Annotated in this window: 17 protein-coding genes and 1 pseudogene; 16 read left to right on the top strand and 2 right to left on the bottom strand. The window is 30.1% G+C overall.

The features are described 5' to 3' along the window. Positions 1-696: 696 nt before the first annotated feature. The 7 genes and pseudogenes from BCR21_RS17225 to BCR21_RS15005 all read left to right on the top strand — a co-directional run bounded on the left by BCR21_RS17225 (position 697) and on the right by BCR21_RS15005 (position 3,980). Positions 697-1,158 (top strand): hypothetical protein, encoded by a 462-nt coding sequence (locus BCR21_RS17225; protein ID WP_240488103.1) that lies wholly within the window; start codon positions 697-699, stop codon positions 1,156-1,158. Further along, positions 1,107-1,610, top strand: a complete 504-nt coding sequence (locus tag BCR21_RS16915; RefSeq protein WP_240488108.1) for a type II toxin-antitoxin system death-on-curing family toxin — start codon at positions 1,107-1,109, stop codon at positions 1,608-1,610. Before BCR21_RS17225 ends, BCR21_RS16915 begins: the two co-directional genes overlap by 52 nt. Beyond that, positions 1,573-1,971: a hypothetical protein gene (locus BCR21_RS15015; RefSeq protein WP_069647271.1), complete on the top strand. Its 399-nt coding sequence runs from the start codon at positions 1,573-1,575 to the stop codon at positions 1,969-1,971. Before BCR21_RS16915 ends, BCR21_RS15015 begins: the two co-directional genes overlap by 38 nt. Next, positions 1,964-2,212, top strand: a complete 249-nt coding sequence (locus tag BCR21_RS15010) for a Fic family protein (RefSeq protein ID WP_069647270.1) — start codon at positions 1,964-1,966, stop codon at positions 2,210-2,212. The genes BCR21_RS15015 and BCR21_RS15010 overlap by 8 nt, the downstream gene beginning before the upstream one ends. Before the next feature lie 79 nt (positions 2,213-2,291). Continuing rightward, entirely contained in the window at positions 2,292-2,492 is a 201-nt protein-coding gene (locus BCR21_RS16740; RefSeq protein WP_084013350.1) for a hypothetical protein, read from the top strand. A gap of 15 nt (positions 2,493-2,507) precedes the next feature. Continuing rightward, positions 2,508-2,804, top strand: a pseudogene (locus BCR21_RS17290) (recombinase family protein); the annotation flags it as partial. After that, the gene (locus BCR21_RS15005) at positions 2,790-3,980 is read left to right on the top strand and encodes a recombinase family protein (RefSeq protein ID WP_338031247.1); all 1,191 of its coding nucleotides are present in this window, start codon (positions 2,790-2,792) and stop codon (positions 3,978-3,980) included. The pseudogene BCR21_RS17290 and the gene BCR21_RS15005, both read left to right, overlap by 15 nt. A 525-nt stretch (positions 3,981-4,505) precedes the next feature. Here the strand turns inward: BCR21_RS15005 and BCR21_RS15000 are convergent. Together BCR21_RS15000 and BCR21_RS14995 are read right to left on the bottom strand one after the other, a co-directional pair. Beyond that, positions 4,506-5,996, bottom strand: coding sequence for a V-type ATP synthase subunit I domain-containing protein (locus BCR21_RS15000; RefSeq protein WP_069647269.1), 1,491 nt, complete (start codon positions 5,994-5,996; stop codon positions 4,506-4,508). After that, a complete protein-coding gene (locus BCR21_RS14995; RefSeq protein WP_069647268.1) occupies positions 5,993-7,039 on the bottom strand; it encodes a hypothetical protein in 1,047 nt (348 codons plus the stop codon). The genes BCR21_RS15000 and BCR21_RS14995 overlap by 4 nt, the downstream gene beginning before the upstream one ends. Positions 7,040-7,232: 193 nt before the next feature. Between BCR21_RS14995 and BCR21_RS14990 the strand changes: the two genes are divergently transcribed. From BCR21_RS14990 to BCR21_RS14955, 9 genes are all read left to right on the top strand, one after another. Beyond that, positions 7,233-7,976 carry a hypothetical protein gene (locus BCR21_RS14990; RefSeq protein WP_069647267.1) on the top strand — a complete coding sequence of 248 codons (744 nt, stop codon included), beginning with the start codon at positions 7,233-7,235 and terminating at the stop codon, positions 7,974-7,976. Further along, positions 7,969-8,712 (top strand): restriction endonuclease, encoded by a 744-nt coding sequence (locus tag BCR21_RS14985; RefSeq protein WP_069647266.1) that lies wholly within the window; start codon positions 7,969-7,971, stop codon positions 8,710-8,712. Before BCR21_RS14990 ends, BCR21_RS14985 begins: the two co-directional genes overlap by 8 nt. A 304-nt stretch (positions 8,713-9,016) precedes the next feature. Further along, complete coding sequence (locus tag BCR21_RS14980; RefSeq protein WP_069647265.1) at positions 9,017-10,219, top strand: SIR2 family protein; 1,203 nt, start codon at positions 9,017-9,019, stop codon at positions 10,217-10,219. Further along, positions 10,212-12,008 carry an ATP-binding protein gene (locus tag BCR21_RS14975; protein WP_069647264.1) on the top strand — a complete coding sequence of 599 codons (1,797 nt, stop codon included), beginning with the start codon at positions 10,212-10,214 and terminating at the stop codon, positions 12,006-12,008. Before BCR21_RS14980 ends, BCR21_RS14975 begins: the two co-directional genes overlap by 8 nt. A 109-nt stretch (positions 12,009-12,117) precedes the next feature. After that, positions 12,118-13,179, top strand: coding sequence for a hypothetical protein (locus tag BCR21_RS14970; RefSeq protein ID WP_069647263.1), 1,062 nt, complete (start codon positions 12,118-12,120; stop codon positions 13,177-13,179). Positions 13,180-13,705: 526 nt separating this feature from the next. After that, the gene (locus BCR21_RS14965; protein WP_069647262.1) at positions 13,706-14,683 is read left to right on the top strand and encodes a trypsin-like serine peptidase; all 978 of its coding nucleotides are present in this window, start codon (positions 13,706-13,708) and stop codon (positions 14,681-14,683) included. Positions 14,684-14,699: 16 nt separating this feature from the next. After that, complete coding sequence (locus BCR21_RS14960; RefSeq protein ID WP_069647261.1) at positions 14,700-15,062, top strand: hypothetical protein; 363 nt, start codon at positions 14,700-14,702, stop codon at positions 15,060-15,062. Positions 15,063-15,299: 237 nt separating this feature from the next. Continuing rightward, positions 15,300-15,521 carry a T6SS immunity protein Tdi1 domain-containing protein gene (locus tag BCR21_RS17370; protein ID WP_084013344.1) on the top strand — a complete coding sequence of 74 codons (222 nt, stop codon included), beginning with the start codon at positions 15,300-15,302 and terminating at the stop codon, positions 15,519-15,521. 299 nt (positions 15,522-15,820) lie between these two features. Further along, complete coding sequence (locus tag BCR21_RS14955) at positions 15,821-16,714, top strand: helix-turn-helix domain-containing protein (RefSeq protein ID WP_069647260.1); 894 nt, start codon at positions 15,821-15,823, stop codon at positions 16,712-16,714. The last annotated feature ends 435 nt before the right edge of the window (positions 16,715-17,149 follow it).

Here is a 17,149-nt window from a genome sequence, read left to right as displayed (position 1 = left end):
CGTGTATCAAAAATTGAAGGGGTGAAGAAAAATGATTCAAGCAGAAAATAAACGACCAATCAAAGAAAGTAGTCACCAAGATACTTATGCAGTATAGGATGTACGGGAGTGACTTCAATCATAGCAAGAAGTATTATCTGTAATAGAAATACTTTTTTGAAGACGAAAACAGACCAGTCAACAAACAACAAATCGTCAGAAAATACTATGCTTGTTCACAAGTTTTTATGTTGTTTTATTTGGACTTTAGTCAAACCATACAAAAAATAGAAAATTAAGAAGCAAGAAAAAGGTTTAAAGGTTTTCGATTGCTATTTTGCTAGATTTTGAGGGTGAAGAAAGAGGCTTTTAAAAGAACAAATTTAAAGTCTAAAGCAAACGAAGGGGATATCATGCAAAAAAGCTCGATAAATTAGCCAAAGTGATAGCTATTTTGTGAGTTCCTCGAGCACGGACATGGAGTGCTTAAAGAGTTTATCCATATCATCCAGTCTAAAGATTCAAAATATCAATCAAGTGTAAATGTTATTCAATATGCTCTGATGAAAGGTTTAGAAGCGATGAGGAAGGATGTTAGCAAATAATTATATATAATCAAGATACTTTATCAAATGACGAATAATTAATTTAGTTGAGTAGATGTAAAGTTGAATCATAAAAATAGTGTTCTTTGACGTGCAAGATATGGATTCCTTGATGGAGAAGTTAAGTAATATGAATATCATGGGGTATGAGACAATGGCAAGAGGGTCATTTTCTAATGGCGTAAATAGTGCCGGTGTTGCCATGCCTAAAATGAAAGTGACGTTAGAAGATCTTTTAGGAAATAGTTCTCCCCTGACCGACTATCTTCGTGTAGAATATAATCAGATGAAGCAACAAATCGGTGATGTAAGTTTTGAAGACTATAAGAAGATGGCGTTTGCGGATAGCTCCTTTGATTATTATTCTAGAAACGAAAAAGTAAAAGATCTAGCCGTGACCTTAGTGATAAATGGTGCAGTTCTAGTGATCGGAGGAATGTTGCCATGGCCACTGATGGTTGCGTTAGGACTGACTTCTGGCGGGAAGAATGGCGAGGGAAAGATCTATTTACAGGCAAAGAGCTGTCTACAGGAGATCGTATCTTACGAGGATTATCAGGAGTTGCGGATGTAGCATTAGCGGGCTATGGAACGTATAAAGGGCTTAGACCACGAAAAGGAACAACGAAGGTTGTTGTTTCTGAAAAAAATAGTGGGACTAACATTAGCAAGCCTCCTAGAAATTTAGTAGATAATATGGATGAAATTGCTGATGACATTAGAAATATAAATAAAAAATACTCTAGTGGTTTTGAACAAAATAATTCAATAGAGAATATAATTAATTCTGCTTCCTACTATGAAGATTCATGGGAACAAGCATCGGCGGTAACAAGGAGTATCACAGACCATGCGTTTGTAGATGGGAATAAGCGTACAGCATTTGATACTTTGAATATGCTGTTGGATGATTTAAAATTGAATTCACCATTAAATGATTCACAGAAATGGGACTTGATAAATAAAATAGGAACAGGAGGTTTAAAAGATGTGTCAGAAATTGCAAATATTCTTAAAGGAAAATAAAGCTAATTTTTTAATAAAATATGATTCTGTTAGAGAAAATAATAAGTATACGGTTATGTTATTTGATACTGAAAAAAAAGAAAGAATTGCTGGTGGAGATACCAACTCCATAAGTGAAACAGAACAAAACATATTAAATGACACCAGAAGCGATGTGGATTTTGATGAGATTAATAAGTTATTCTATAAAATCCAAAATTCGCTAAAAAAAGATGTTGAGTATGTATTAATGCTATCTATGAATTACTCTGAAGAATATTTAGATTATATTATATATGTGGATGAATCAGGGAATATTAGTCATAATAAGTTTGATTCTTATAAAGAGTTAGAAGATTTTGTAGGAAAAAGTTATGGATGAGCAACTGATAATTGATATTAATAATTACCTGCAGAAATTAACAGAAGATGTTGTTAAACCTATGTATGGTGTAAGAGAGAAAAGTTCAATACATTTGATTTCTAAATCATTGGATCAAGAAGTTTTTTGGGTAGCACTATATCCTACGATTTTTGATAAAGCAGCTTATTTATGGTATACCATCTTTAATTATCATTGTTTTTATAATGGAAAGGAACGTACTGCTTTAGTAACAGCTTAAATCTATTTGAAAATAAATGGTTACTATCTAGAGATCGATAGTTTTTTTTGATATTTCCTTAAATATTGTGGAGTCACATTTGGAAAAAGAAGAAATTATTTTACCTGATACTAACAAGTTAACGAGAAAACAACGACGAGAAAAAGGAGTCAAAGTAGCTGTCGGGTATACTCGTGTTTCAACCCAAGGACAAGTAGACGATGGTCTGAGTTTAGCAACACAAGCTGAAAAAATAGAAGAAAAAGCTGCATCATTAAGTTTGTCCTATCACATGACGTAGACAGACGGCGGTAATTCTGGCGGAGATATTGAACATCGCTCAGGAATGATTCAATTATTGGAAGATGCTAAGAACGGATTATTTGAAGCTGTAATTATTTATTCTGTTTCCCGTGCAAGTCGTGATTTGGATGATTTTTTGACAATTATCCGTACGTTAGAGCGTTACGACATTGAACTAATAAGTATTTCAGAAGTAATCGGTGCCAGTAATCCAGCAAGAACGATGTCACGAAACTTAATGGCAATTGTGGCACAATTTGAACGTGAACGAACAAGTGAATTAGTGGCTGAAAGTATGAAAACTGTCGCAAAAGAAGGCCGATTTACTGGTGGTCGTATGTTAGCGTATTATTGTGGTGTAGATGATGAAGGACGTAAAACACTGCTTATAGAACCGGAAGGAGCGGCTATCGTTCGGACCATGTTTGCCAAGTATGCATCAGGCGAAGGTTATCGAGCCATTGCGAATTACTTAAATCGACAAGGAGAAAAAACCATTACTGGTAAGTCGTTTACTGCAGGTGGGATAAAAACAATCTTATCGAATCAAAAATATAGTGGCATTATTGAGTACGGAAAATATCAACAATGGAAAAAGAAGCGGAGACGAGGATTGAATCCTACGCCAATTGTACAGAAAGGCATCCACGAACCGATTATTGATGAGGCATTATTTTTAAAAGTGAGGGAACGGTTGGAAATGGAAAAAAAGCAACCTAATTGGAATCATCGTGGTGAAAATGTTTTAACAGGACTACTCACTTGTCCAGTATGTCATGGACCGATGGCCGCATCTAACGTGACTAACACACTAAAAGATGGGACAAAAAAGAGAATTCGGTATTATTCTTGTGCTAACTTTAGGAATAAAGGTGCTTCTGTTTGTGGAGCCAATTCCATCCGAGCTGATTATGCAGAAAAGTTTGTCTCTGACCGATTGCGGGAACTTGTGACGATCCCTGAGTTCCTCCCTGTACTTGTCAAAGAAATGAACCGAAAAATAGAGGAAGAGCTCCAACCATTGGAACAGGAGCTTGCAGTTCTTCTAGTCAATATGACTGACATTGAGAAAAAAGTAGAAGTATATCACCAATTTGAAGAACTAACAGATGAACACCAAGAAGATATCTCCTCTCAAAAAGAAAAGCTAAAAGAACAACTTATTTATAGTAAACAAAGAGAGCATGAAATTCTTTCTGTATTGAATCATCAGCATGAAAAAATTACTGTTGATAATGTATCACAGATATTTACTGCACTCGATCATTTTCTTAATAAAGCAGATAAGGCAATGATTAAGTCAGTTTACCGCACGTTTATTCAGAAGATTACGTTTGATCCATTAACGAAAGACGCTATTCAACTGACAATGACATTTAACGAAGAAATTATCCATCAACTAAATCAACTCTATCAAGAGACTCTATCCAATCAAACGGATGGGGTCTTTTTTGTGTTGAAGCGTCCATTTACTTTGGTGTTGTAAATAAGCACAATAAATCAGTCGTTTTCAGTTCGTTTCATTTTATCCGTAAGAAAAGTCTCGTGTACTTCATCTCCAGCAATTAAGCTACTTTAGCGAGGTAAAAGCGGTGAATCATTGTAGACTTGATAGAAGAAGAGGGTGGATGGGAAAATAGCAATAGATAAAACGTGTGGCGTAACAAAATCCCAGCTATTTCAAATAGCTGGGTTCGTTGTTATGGAGGTGCGTAACTGATAATAATGTATTTCTGAATATCATCAGCAAGTGGTTGTGATTATGTATAGCTTCTTTTAGCTGAATAGATTGAACAATTAAAAGAAAAACTATTGTTCTATAGATATTTATCAATATCATGTATAAGAATTTTTAATCTATAATAAATGAAGTGTTATAAATAGTTCTAAGGAATTTTATAACTTTGTAACATGGATGTGGAACGTAACTATTAATAACTACAAAAAAGCATCAATTTGTTATTTTAAATCGATGCGTTTTTTATATATTGAATTATTTTAAATGGGATTGTTATTTTAGATGATCAATTTCAATCTCAAGTTCATCTAGTATGACTATCTCTTCAGAAAATATTTTGTCGATAAGCTCGATCTTTCCAGAAGGTTCAAAGTTACTATATTCATAAATGGATGCAACTATAATTTGATTTTCTTTAAAATCATCATTCAGAATATCGAAGGTTTCTTCTACATTTTGTTGGTCAACCTCTCTTCCGCTAGGGGAGTCTAGAACTATAGGTAATTTATAACCTAAGTATTTTTGTAATTCGATAATGTAAGCCATTTTAAAAGAAAATACAATTTTGTGTAGAATAGCCCCGCTTAGAGACTGTAAATCTGATGTGAAGATATAGTTCTTTGATTGATTGATATATTGATCAACTCCTAATTTAGAGGCATAGTTTATAATATTTAAATGTAAATTATTTAACGCTTCATTATTAGCAGAGAGTTTTTCTTTAATCTCATCTGTAAGGTATTTCTTTTTCTTTTTCAAAGAAGTCAAGATTTGATCCAATTGCTCGTAAGGAATATTTACTTGGGAAATTAGACGGTCAGCCTTATCAATTTCACTTTGAAGTGAAAAAAGGTTATCACTCTTTTGAATTTCTAAAAGTATCTCTCTAATGTCTTTCTCTACGAAAGATTGTTCCCTTTTTAGTATAGATACACGAGCATTGATATATTTTTGATTATCATTGAAATGAATGATAGTATCTTCTTTCACTGGAATTTCAATACCAGATTTTTTGTCTTTTACAACTAAATCCATTTTCTCTATATAATTTATGAATTGTTTGTTTTCTTTAAGACTATCTTCTAAATCATCAATTTTCGATTTTAATTCATTACTTTTTATTTTCTTTATTTGAAGCTTATTCTCTAATTTTGTAATGTAGTCAGAAGAAAAAATAGAGTCGTCACTTAATTGTGAGAGATGGTTCTTATATTCAATGATATTAAGTATTTGAGAATACTTTTTTATTTCAGTATTTATATTTTCTAGCTCGGTTTTTTGGCTAGACAAATCTCTATCAGATACTCCTTCGAGTAAATCTTCAATTTTGAATTTTATGCTCCCTATAACAGTACCTCTATTAAGTAGTGTCCATCCTTTTTCTTGGTCCATATAAATCGATCCGAGAATGCTTTTTATTACATTCTCATTTTTTGAGTTCCAGATTGTTGATATTACTAAATCTTCATCATTAGGTAGAAGATATTCAAGCAAAGAACCGTCATCATATATTAATGTGATTACATCATTAAATCTTTCTACAGTTGTTAGACCTGTTGAAGTTTGAAGAAAAAGACGAGTTTTAACTTTTTTGAAAGGTAGCCGTTTTGTTTTAGGAATATTGTATCCCATGGAGTAAAATATTAATCTAAGTAGGGTAGATTTTCCAGCACTATTTTTAGTACTATGAATCAATGTTGTATTCTCTAATTTAAACTTTTTTTTGATACCGTTATATTCTAAGTCTAGTTGAGTTAATCTCATAAGCCTACCTCCTTGTCGAGTCTTTCAATCAATTTTATTTTTTTTAATATATTCCATAGTATATACTTTGTAACTGCATTGGAGGTATCAATAGACTCTGAAAAAAAGAGTTTTTCTTCATAATAATCAGCAGTGCTCTCTATAAAATCTTTAGGTGCGGTTCTTCTGTTAGTATATTTTTTACTTCGTATATATTCTCGGTATTGCTGAGTCACATGATTAATAAAAGTAAATTCAATTGATTTCTTTTCAATGAATTCAGCGTAAGTAGTCTCAATGGCATCTTCTTCACCAATATCTAAATCAAATTCCTCAAAAAATTCATCACTTATTGGATCTAAGGCGAAAATAATAATTGGCCAAGTTATATCACTCTTCTCCAGAGCAATAGATTTGGAAGGATTTTTCACAAAATCAAGCTGGTAATTATCGAACACTCTGTTTGATTGGGATTGAGTCAATCCAATACTGGATAATAAAGACATGACATGCTCTTTGACAAATCTATACCTAGTTTGATCGTCATCCCCAAAAAATGGAAGAGTTCGTATTTCAAGACGATCAAAATCAAAGTTTGCAAGGCTTAACTTTTTCTCTTTTGCAACTTGCTTTGCATATTTTTCAATTTTCTGTTTGATTTTATCAGGCATTTCAGTAAATGAATACTTAGTAGGGGTATTGGCAAATAAAGTAGAAAATTGTTTGAAAACAAATGGATTTGCGATATTTGTTCCATATGCTAAAGAAGAATAGCAATTTTTTTGAGATGCATTAATAAGCGTTTTGAGAGCATCTTTCAAATGGGCATTGGAATTACTGGTGCTATAAGGATCAAGTTGAGACTTAGCTTGAATATAAATCATATCTTGATTTTCATAAGCAATTTCTATATCTTCTGTATTACCTTCTACTTTAATACTTTTTAACTTTTTTAAATCTTGAGATACTATAAAAAGTGCTAAACTGCTTTGAAAATCCCAGCCAAATGCAGAGGCTTGAGCATTAGTATCGATGATGTTATGTTCATCTTTTTTATTCTCCATAAAAAACATCCTAAACTTATATTTATTAACTTTATTATAAACTATATTTGCTGTAAAAAGAATTCCTTCTTTGTAATTATTGTATTTTATATGTGATTTAAAGATAAATATAGTTTATTCATTGCCTGATAACTGGTAATATAAGAATGGAATAACTAATTTTTATTTTTAAAAATATTTTAAGGAGGATTATATGAGAAATCATGAGATGCTTGTCGATCTTATTGTTGGAATGTTAAGTAGTTATTTTGATTCTGAAAATATCTATAAACCCAGATTAGTCACTAATCAAATTATTAAAGGTAAAGCCATGAAAAACCATATAGATATTTACTTGGAATTTGTGCAAATGAATAACATTGAAAGAACAGTGATAAATGTTGTTGCTGATAGAGAAGTTACTACAGAAGATGTATTGAAATTAGCAAATACTTTGGATGATTTGGAATTCAAAGCTAAAGGTGTCCTGTATTATGATTCGTGTATATCTGATGAAGCTTTAGCGGTAGCCAAATATAAATTGAAAACTAGTAAATTTATATTGCAAGAGGAAGTAATTAAAAGTATGATTAAACGTTTTGGGATGATCTTACCAGATGAATCAATTATAGGAGACCCCTTTTGGGTAGTAATGGAAACAGGTGGAAATGGTGAAAACACTGGAACTTATTACTCATATGATGGGTTGATTCCCCTTTTTTTATCATATAAACAAGCGAGAGAAGTTGCTGATAAAAATAGTGATCTTAAAGTTTATGGACTAAGTCAAAATCATTTGAAAATTCTCTCTAGCTTTACTGATTCTACGCATCATCAGTTGGCTTTATTAGCTCCTAGATACGGAAGTCTGTTCAGTAAAGAATATGAGACGCTAGTTTATGGACCAGGTAACGAGAATATTCTTAAATGGTATTTTAGAGGAGAAAATCATGTTTAATAAATTTAAAAATAGAGGAAGAACTCTTGAAAATATAATAGAAGAAACTTGCAAAAAGATAGCTGAAGATGAACGAATCAATGCAAAAATTTCTAAAAGGATCCCTTTAATAGGCGCAGATAAAGCAACACATGAATTTGACATTCTTTATGAATATGAACATTTTGGACTACAATACAGAGTCGCAATTGAATGTAAAAGCTGGAATAAGGCTATAAATAAAAGTCAATTAACTGATTTTGCATACAAACTAAAAAGTGTTGGTAACATCAATGGGATATTTTTGTCCGAAACGAAGTTGCAAAAAGGAGCAAAATTAGTTTCAGAGTATGAAGATATTAAGTTTATTAGATATTCTGATTTTAGATCGTTTTCTTTAAGTCAAAATGAAAAATATCTTCTTCCTAACTATAGAAGCATCGGAGATCCATTTTGGATGTTTATAAATAAATCTGGGACTGATTTTCTTGAGCAAAATGTTTTATTTAATAATATACTTTACCTCTTTGAAAGCAAATATTATGCTATGGAATTTCAAAGAAGAGTTTTAAAGCAAATGAATGAAGATATTGAGTTGGTGGGAGTCAGTCAAAGTCATTTAAGAGACATAAAGGTTTCTCAAATAAAATATAAATTTCAAATAGGATTGTTTAATCCTATTCATGAAGAATGGGAAAGAAATCAATTTCATTTTTCTCCCCTTGATACTGAAGAAATAGATTGGTTTATTAGATAGCAATTTTAATAAAAAAGGTAATAATTTTATTTTGATATGCTGAGAGGAACAATGTAAAGTGCTTAAAAAGTGATAAGAGGAACTTTACCATAAATAAGGATAAAAACAAAATATGCCATAATGAAGCATACTAAATGAGTGGCTGTGGTATTAGAGTAAAGAGTATATTGACTTATCCTCTGTTCAATATTTGTAAAGAATATGAATCAAAAATTGATTATAAATTATACAGAATTATAAAATTTATAGCACAATAAAAAATAATAGATTATTTGAGAATAGTGTTAGAAAAGGAGATATGGAGTTGGAGAATAGTATATTTGATCGGATTTATCATAAGCGATTAGACCAAAATTTACTAAATGATTATGATAATGATGAAGCTAAGTTAACAGAAGTAAAACGGTTTATGGGAAAACTATTGTTAAGTAAAAATCTAAACTTTCTTATAGGTTCAGGCTGCTCTATAAATGCAATACCTTTAATGAGCAGTACATTTAAAGAAGTTAAACCTAGTCTAGACAAATCTACTTTAGGAGCATATTTAGAATCAGATGATATTGAAGGATACTTAAATTGGTTGATTAGTGCAATTAATTTTCATAATGGAGCTGAAAAAGATAAATTTCAGCAATCCTTTAACTTATCAATTGACGCATTAGTGGACAGTATGCCAAGTTTTGATTCATATAATCAAAATGAAGATTCAGTTGCTGAGATTTATAGTGCTCTGAAAAACTATCAGCTTTTTTATAATGCAATTTTTACTAAAAGGGATAATAGTCCAATACCATTGGCTCCGATAAATATTTTTACAACTAATTATGATCTTTTTAATGAAAATGCATTAGATAATATTAATATTCACTACAGTTCTGGATTTCAAGGTGGTATAAAAAGAGTTTTTAATCCTTCGATGTTTAATTTAAGATATGTGGATACTGAAAACAAGTTTAAAAAGAAGTGGAACCCTGTCAGACGATTTGCTAAGTTGTACAAACTGCATGGTTCAACAAATTGGATTAGTGAAGGAGATAAAGTCTATTTAACTGACAGAGTGATTAAATCAGCTGATCAAGTTATGATCTATCCAAGCTATGTAAAGCATGACATAACAAATCAAACTCCATATTCAGAGCTTTTTAGAGAGTTAACACTAAATCTACAGAAACCGAATTCAGTATTAATAGTCTTAGGATTTGGGTTTCCCGATGAACATATAAATCAGTTAATCGAGCAAGCCCTTAATAATGAAGACTTTATACTATTGATTTTTGGGGATGATAAAGAAGGAAAAATTAATTCTTTTTACAATAGGAATAAAATGAAACCAAACGTTCATCTTATTGGTGGCGATTATCAAAAGGAACAAAAAAAAGGAAAACTTCATTATTTTGAAAATATTATTCAAGAGTTTTTAATATCAGAATTGAATTTATTGAACAATGAAGATGATGAAAACAAGAATGTAGATTCTGATATTGGAGATGGTGAAAAAAATGAATAATGTTATTGGTACTGTCATTTTAGTAAATCCTTATAAAGTTCAAATTGAAATATTGAATCAAGAAGATATTTCGTATAATGAAGATGGATATTCTTATTTTTATGATGGTGTGAACTCGTATATAACAATTAGAGGAGTAAATGAAATAAAGCAGGTCTATCACATCACTAATATGTTTGAAAAAGATATTCCTGTAGGATTTAGTGATGATTCATTGACTCAAAATAAGTACATATTTGAAGCAGAACCGTTAGGAGAAATACAGAATACTACATTTTCATTTGGAATTAATAGCTATCCATTACTGGGTGACTTAGTGAGCTTAACGAGTGAGGCAGAATTGAAGTTTATTATTGAGAATAAAGATTTGGCGATAACAATAGGAAAAATGGTTCAAAAAAATCTATTTCCTAAAATCAGTGTAGATACTTTGTTTAGCAATCATTGCTGCGTCTTAGGAAATACAGGTTCAGGAAAGTCAACAACCATTAAGACAATATTGAGATCAATACTCGAAAAAACAAAAATAGATATTTTTGATCCTAAAAAAGTAAACTCAATAGTTTTTGATATTCACAATGAATATTTTTCTGATAATGAAATTGATGTACATCATTTAGACATACTAAATGATATATCTATAAATTTAGAGAAGTTAACTAAAGAAGATTGGATAAATTTAGTAGATCCTTCTAATCAAGTACAACTTCCTGTTTTATTGAAGGCGTTAAAGTTAGCTGCATTAATGAATGAAGAAAGTGAGTTCAATTGGATCAAGGCATACGCTGCTTTAGAAATGTATAATAATGTTCAAGTCGATGCGAATGCTAAAAAAACAAAAGTGCAATCTTTATTAAGAAGTCTTAATGATCCTAAACTGAATGAGGCAACATTAATGTTTAATCAATTTGGAGCTGTCCTGGATAACCATCTAGAAGATTTTCAAAATATCATAAAAATGTATGTTGAAACACATTCAAGAACTTCTTATGAAAATGTTAAGCTAAGTATCGATATATATCTTTCAGAAGCTAGATACTCTGTTTCAAAATTAGAAGATTTAGAAATAGCGTTAGAGTTAGTTTTTTTATTGGAAGAAATGAAAGGCAACTCTCAAATAAGATCTTACTGTTCAACATTAGTAACAAGAATTGAAACGTTGAAATATAATTATTCAGAAAATATATTTAGTAATGAATCAAATAAAGTAGAGAAATTTAATTCAATTTTTAAAAATGATTATGCAGTTACAATTTTAAATGTATCTCAATTTGATAATATTGATTTGAAATTTATTTCTTCGTACTTACTTACATATATTATGGATCTTCAAAAAAAACTAGAAATTGATCGAAGAGGAATCTATAATGTGATAATGGATGAAGCGCATAGATATATGAATGATAGCTCTAATAATGGTTTGCCAACTATTTATGAAAGAGTAGCTAAAGAAGGTAGAAAATACGGTGTCTTTTTTTTCATTGCAAGTCAAAGACCTAGTGAATTATCTGGGACAGTTCTTTCTCAATGTAATAATTACTTTATTCATCGTATAAGAAATAACATTGACTTAGAGTTTATAAGGAAATCAATTCCTTTTATTACTGACAATAGTGTAAAAAGAGTTTCTTATTTACCTACAGGAGTTGCGCTATGCTTAGGTGATTCATTTTCAATTCCATTTGAATTAAAAATTATGATAAAAGAAGAAGAGCCTGCAACTAAGGTAATAGCACCATCAATTCAATGGATATCTAATAAACAGAATAAGAATGAAATTAGTCCGTAGCAGATAAAGGGAAATCCAGTAAAAGATATAAACAATATCCAGAGAAAAAAATGTAAGGTTAATGAAAAATTGTAGATCTAGCAACTATACAAAGTTAGGAGAATGAAAAATGAGTAAAAAAAAATTTAAGCTTGAGATAAAATTAGATAGTAATTTATTTCATAGTAAAGAGAAAAAAGATGTAGTTTATTTTACAAAAAATAAAATTGACTTTAAAGATACAATAGAGTTTTTTGAAAATCTAATTATAATAACTGGTGAAAGATCTAGTACAATTAATTTAGAAGAATCCTTAACCACTATAAAAAGTAATTATTATAAAGAAATTAATAAAGCTTTAATTTATACATATTTTTTAAAAGGAAATTTTGTTATTGAGAGTATAGAATTAACTGTAGATAAAAATAAAAAAAGTCTAGATAAGAATAAACTAAATCAACCATTTTCTAAAGAGATATTGCATAATCAAAAATTTGAGGATAAGGAACTCTCTCTCTTATTTATGAATGTAAATGAGTCTGAAAGTTTATTTATTTCGTTAATGTTTTTGACAAAAAGCTTTAATGAACCCAATAGTCGTTTTGATAATTGTTGGAAAAGTTTTAATTGTCTTATTAGACAGTTATCTAAGGAAGAAAAAGATTTTGAGATGTTAAAATATATGCGTTCTTTTGTTATAAAAAATTTTGAAAAGCTTATTAAAACAAAAGAAGTTGCAAAAATGATTGATGAAAAATATCTAGAACAATGTCAGACAGCAGGAATGTTAAAAAATAATTACCCTAAAAAGCCAGAAAAAAGAGCAAATGTAGATGCTATGAAAGACTATCTTCTTCTACGTTATGATGATTATCGTATTTGTAAGTTATTAAAAGAAAAAATGATATGTAAAAAAGAATTTATTAATTTTTTTGATATTGATAATTACAAACAGATTGATAAAGAATTAGAAAAACGGATAATAAAAAAAGAAAAAAATGATGCAGATGTGATTTGTTTTCTAATATTAAAGTACGCGTATTATTTGAGGAATAAATTTTTTCATGCTGAAAAATGGCCTGCTGAATTTTTAATGATTAACAAAGAAAGTCATGAATTGTTAAGAATGTCTGATATTCTAGAAAGTCTAATTTTTGATATAATAAAAAACGAGTTTTTACTTAAAAAATAATTAATTTTAACCAAAGTATTTTCATGAAAAAGATATAGATACTATTATAAGACAACTTAATTATCTTAATAATAAGCAGCATGTGAAAATCTTTAGAATTAATTATAATTCAATATCAATATTAACGTTACTGATTGCGTCAAGCAAACTTACAATATGTAGTTGTCTTATTTATGTAAATAGGAATGAATAATAGTTCTAAACTGAACATCCATGATATTAGAAAATTTATCATAGATATTCAGTTTTTTTGGTAAGCTAACCTTATTGGCCTAGGATACGGACAACTTGGAGTAGGCCTAAAAAACTCATTAACTTACGATACGCAGAACCGTATCATAAATAGGGGGATTTTTTTGATCAAAGTTTCTTTTTACAATAATGAGATGGTATTCTTTTGAAACATAAAATCTTTATATTATGAATACCATTTTTTTAATATTCGACGAAAAAAATAACAAAATGTATTGAATTTATCTCTGGGAACGATTACAATGTTACCATTAAGATGAAAGGGGTAGTAATTATGAAGAAAAAATTGGGGGTTGAAGTATTAGTGATATGTTTCTTAGTTATTTTTTTCTTGTTTCAAGGAGCTAGTCATTCAAATGCTGAAGAACAAATTATTAGTAACAAAGGAGATATATCTATACTGGAGGAATCAGATTCAAATTTACGAGCCATTAAAAGTTCAGAAGCATTTGTCGTTGAGACTCCTCCGACTTTATCAAGAGCAGGAAAAACAGAGTTACCTGATGATATTGGATTTCCAAGAACATCTGAAGGATTTGACTATTCATTTGAAACGATACAACCTGATGTTAATTTAAACAATAGGGCAGCTGTTAATAACAGACAAAGGGTTTCAAATCCTAATATATTTCCATATAGAGCATCTGTTTTAATAATTTGTGATTTTAGATCAAAAAATGGTAAGCTAGTTAGAGGTCATGGCTCAGGAAGTCTAATTGGTTCTAACAAAGTAGTTACAGCGGCCCACGTTGTCTATGATAGAAGTTATGGCTGGGCCGAAACGGTAAGAGTTTATCCTGCTGTAAAAAATAATGCTACTGATTTTGATCTGGCATATGGAAGTATTTTATATACTTTTGGAGGCTATATTCAGTCAACGGGAACTTCAATTGCCGCTCAACAAAGAGATGTTGCAGTAGTAAAATTAAATAGCAATCTTGGTAATAGTACAGGTTGGTTTGGATATACTACTGCAAAAAGTAGTTACTTACGGCTTAACGGGTACGATGGTGATATAGATGACGGTAGAACATTAGTAACTAGATATGGAACAAATACTTGGATTGAGAACAGTATTTTGAAGTATCCCTGGTTAACTGTTGGAGGTTCAAGTGGAGGGGGAGTATACAATCCTAGTAACAATCAATTAGAAGCGAATCATGCATATGGATATTCACAAAATAATATAAAAACTGGTGGCGGCGGTGCAAAAATAAATAATGCTATTTTTGATTTTATGTCTAAGTATTAATTAAGGAGTATGATTTTTGATAAAAAAGAAAATAATTATCATTGCGAGTGCTGTAGCTATTTACTGTGTTTCCATCATATTCTATAATCGAGAACATAATGGAGATGACAATCTAACATCTGACAGTAATGAAATAGAAAAACATACAAATACTGATAGAACCAGTACACAATCAGAAAAAGCATCAGACGATTTTAGAACCACTTTTACAAGTTTGTCTGATGAAAGAGAACCAAACATAATATTTGATAGTAATGAAGCAAAAGAAGTTGAAGACTTTGATTATACTGATAAATATTCAGAGGAAGTATCAGATGATTTTAGAACTACGTTGACAACTTTGTCTGATGAAAGAGAGCCAGATGTAAAAATAAAATAATAAAAGAGTATGTACTAACAACTAATTGAATCATTTATGCTCATTAATATGAACCTATTATTTTAATGGGTGTTTGGTAGGCGTTATTCTTAGTAGTAAGTACTTAAAAGAAAAAATAGTTTTATGTTATTGAGATTCATATTAACTTTACTAGATTATAGCTATGAAGATCAATCATCTTAATCGATGGTTGATTTTTTTTCTTGGCAGACGATACAAATAAGAAGATAAAATTGACTGAATAGGGAGGATTTCTTTTTTGATTATTTAGAAGATACTGATTTTATAGAGGAAAACTTAAAATGGAGTCCTTATCCAAAAGCTACCAAGATGTTAGGAACTCCCGCATGTGATGAATGTTTTCACTACGTCCCAATATTAGGAGTTAGTGGTTCAGAAAAAGTTACATTGATTGAACATTTATTAATCATTATTAATTTTAGGGGACCGATAGCATAGTTTTTAATTATGATCGAATATCATCATATTATAAATTGGAAAACGTGAAGGAATCCTATGTAGTATATAGGAGTTACTTCACGTTCTATTTTGCCTGTTCAACTAAACTAAGGTGCTACGATGATAACAAATGGAACTACTACAGCCAATAATAAAATAGACATACTAATCTCTCCTAACTTAAATTCTGTTACTACCTTAATCATATCAGAATTTCATTTGATTATAAACGGTATTTAAACTTTAAGTATAAAATAGATTGATATGTGGTATAATTTTACAAAAAAGGAGTATATCTTATGAATGTAAATGAAACATTGCTCTTTTTTAGACAAAATATGAAGTTTACACAAAAAGAGGTATTACCTTATCATGATACTTCCGCTTATTCTAGAATTGAAAGCGGTAAACGAGAAATAAAGATGTCTGAACTAACAGCAATTCTTAATAAGCTTTCTATTTCACCAGAAGAGTTTATCTCTCATTCTTCATTGGACGATGATCAAAAAAAGTTTAGACAATTATTTGAATATTGCGCTACTCATCTTGCGAATCAAAGTAAAAAGAAAGAATTACTTCACTACTATAATCAATTGGAAAATATAGAAAAGCAATCATTAAAGGAACGTTCCAATTTTATTGCGATTAAGGTGTTCTTTTCAAATCACTGGTCAGAAGTTGAGCAAGTGACAAAAGAAGGATTAAATGATAGTTTTACTTATTTAAGCAAAAAATCATACTATGTTCAATATGATTATACATTGATGTCAAATATTATTTTTCTTTTAGAGGAGCAACAAGCTGAACTATTAATAAGAAGAGCGATTCCAATAAAAGATGAAGAAAATCGAAATACAGTAACGAAACAATTTGCATATAATTTAATTACTAATCTGATTACCTCCAAACTATATAGTAAGGAATATGGGAAAGTACAAGACTATTTAGTGCTTGCTAAAAAGCAAAACCCAAAAAATAAGAATTATAAGTATCAAATGACTGTTAGTTATTTAGAAAATTTATATTTATATCTAACTAAAGGAGATTATACGTACATCAAGAGTGTCTATGATTACATTCATATCCTTCATACTATTGGAGAAGAACAACTTTCTATAATGACTGAGAAAGAAGTTGAGCAGTTGACACTTGCTAGAACAGATTCACCTATTAATACGATGAAGGTGAATTAGTGTATCTAGCTCAAAAATAATTATATATTATATCTGTGAAGATCAATCATCTTAAATGGTGGTTGGTCTATTTTTGTGTTTTAAGGAGTGAACGAACAAGCACCAAAAGAAATCCAGCTCTATTGCTGGAACTTGATCGACAAAAAATGAAGTGAAGCAGAAACAGAATTAGACTATTTACAAATCTTTGAGTTCAATCCAGATAACCAACGCCAAGCAATTGAAGTGATTCATCGACAAGAAGAACCATTTTTCATTGAGTATCATACCTACACCATAAAGGGAAAGATGTTTGATGTCCTAATTAAAAAGTTATGGGTGATTGATGATCGTAGTGATCTATTCCAGTTGTCCATATAGGAACCATTAATCAGTCACTTGTCTTTCCTAGAGATACCTTTCTATTTGTGTCGGACAGAGTTAACCTTTGTAGAA

It is taken from the genome of Enterococcus ureasiticus (assembly GCF_001730285.1).
Lineage (GTDB): Bacteria > Bacillota > Bacilli > Lactobacillales > Enterococcaceae > Enterococcus_L > Enterococcus_L ureasiticus.
The sequence above is the reverse complement of the archived record's forward strand: the minus strand, read 5'-3'. Positions and strand labels throughout refer to the sequence as shown.

Bases quoted from the DNA above. Each gene is read 5' to 3' on its own strand.
- BCR21_RS15010 (WP_069647270.1), top strand. From the start codon at position 1,964: ATGGATGAGCAACTGATAATTGATATTAATAATTACCTGCAGAAATTA.
- BCR21_RS14970 (WP_069647263.1), top strand. From the start codon at position 12,118: ATGAGTAAAAAAAAATTTAAGCTTGAGATAAAATTAGATAGTAATTTA.
- BCR21_RS15015 (WP_069647271.1), top strand. From the start codon at position 1,573: ATGTGTCAGAAATTGCAAATATTCTTAAAGGAAAATAAAGCTAATTTT.
- BCR21_RS17225 (WP_240488103.1), top strand. From the start codon at position 697: ATGGAGAAGTTAAGTAATATGAATATCATGGGGTATGAGACAATGGCA.
- BCR21_RS14995 (WP_069647268.1), bottom strand. From the start codon at position 7,039: ATGGAGAATAAAAAAGATGAACATAACATCATCGATACTAATGCTCAA.
- BCR21_RS14990 (WP_069647267.1), top strand. From the start codon at position 7,233: ATGAGAAATCATGAGATGCTTGTCGATCTTATTGTTGGAATGTTAAGT.
- BCR21_RS15005 (WP_338031247.1), top strand. From the start codon at position 2,790: ATGAAAACTGTCGCAAAAGAAGGCCGATTTACTGGTGGTCGTATGTTA.
- BCR21_RS14965 (WP_069647262.1), top strand. From the start codon at position 13,706: ATGAAGAAAAAATTGGGGGTTGAAGTATTAGTGATATGTTTCTTAGTT.
- BCR21_RS14985 (WP_069647266.1), top strand. From the start codon at position 7,969: ATGTTTAATAAATTTAAAAATAGAGGAAGAACTCTTGAAAATATAATA.
- BCR21_RS14975 (WP_069647264.1), top strand. From the start codon at position 10,212: ATGAATAATGTTATTGGTACTGTCATTTTAGTAAATCCTTATAAAGTT.
- BCR21_RS14955 (WP_069647260.1), top strand. From the start codon at position 15,821: ATGAATGTAAATGAAACATTGCTCTTTTTTAGACAAAATATGAAGTTT.
- BCR21_RS15000 (WP_069647269.1), bottom strand. From the start codon at position 5,996: ATGAGATTAACTCAACTAGACTTAGAATATAACGGTATCAAAAAAAAG.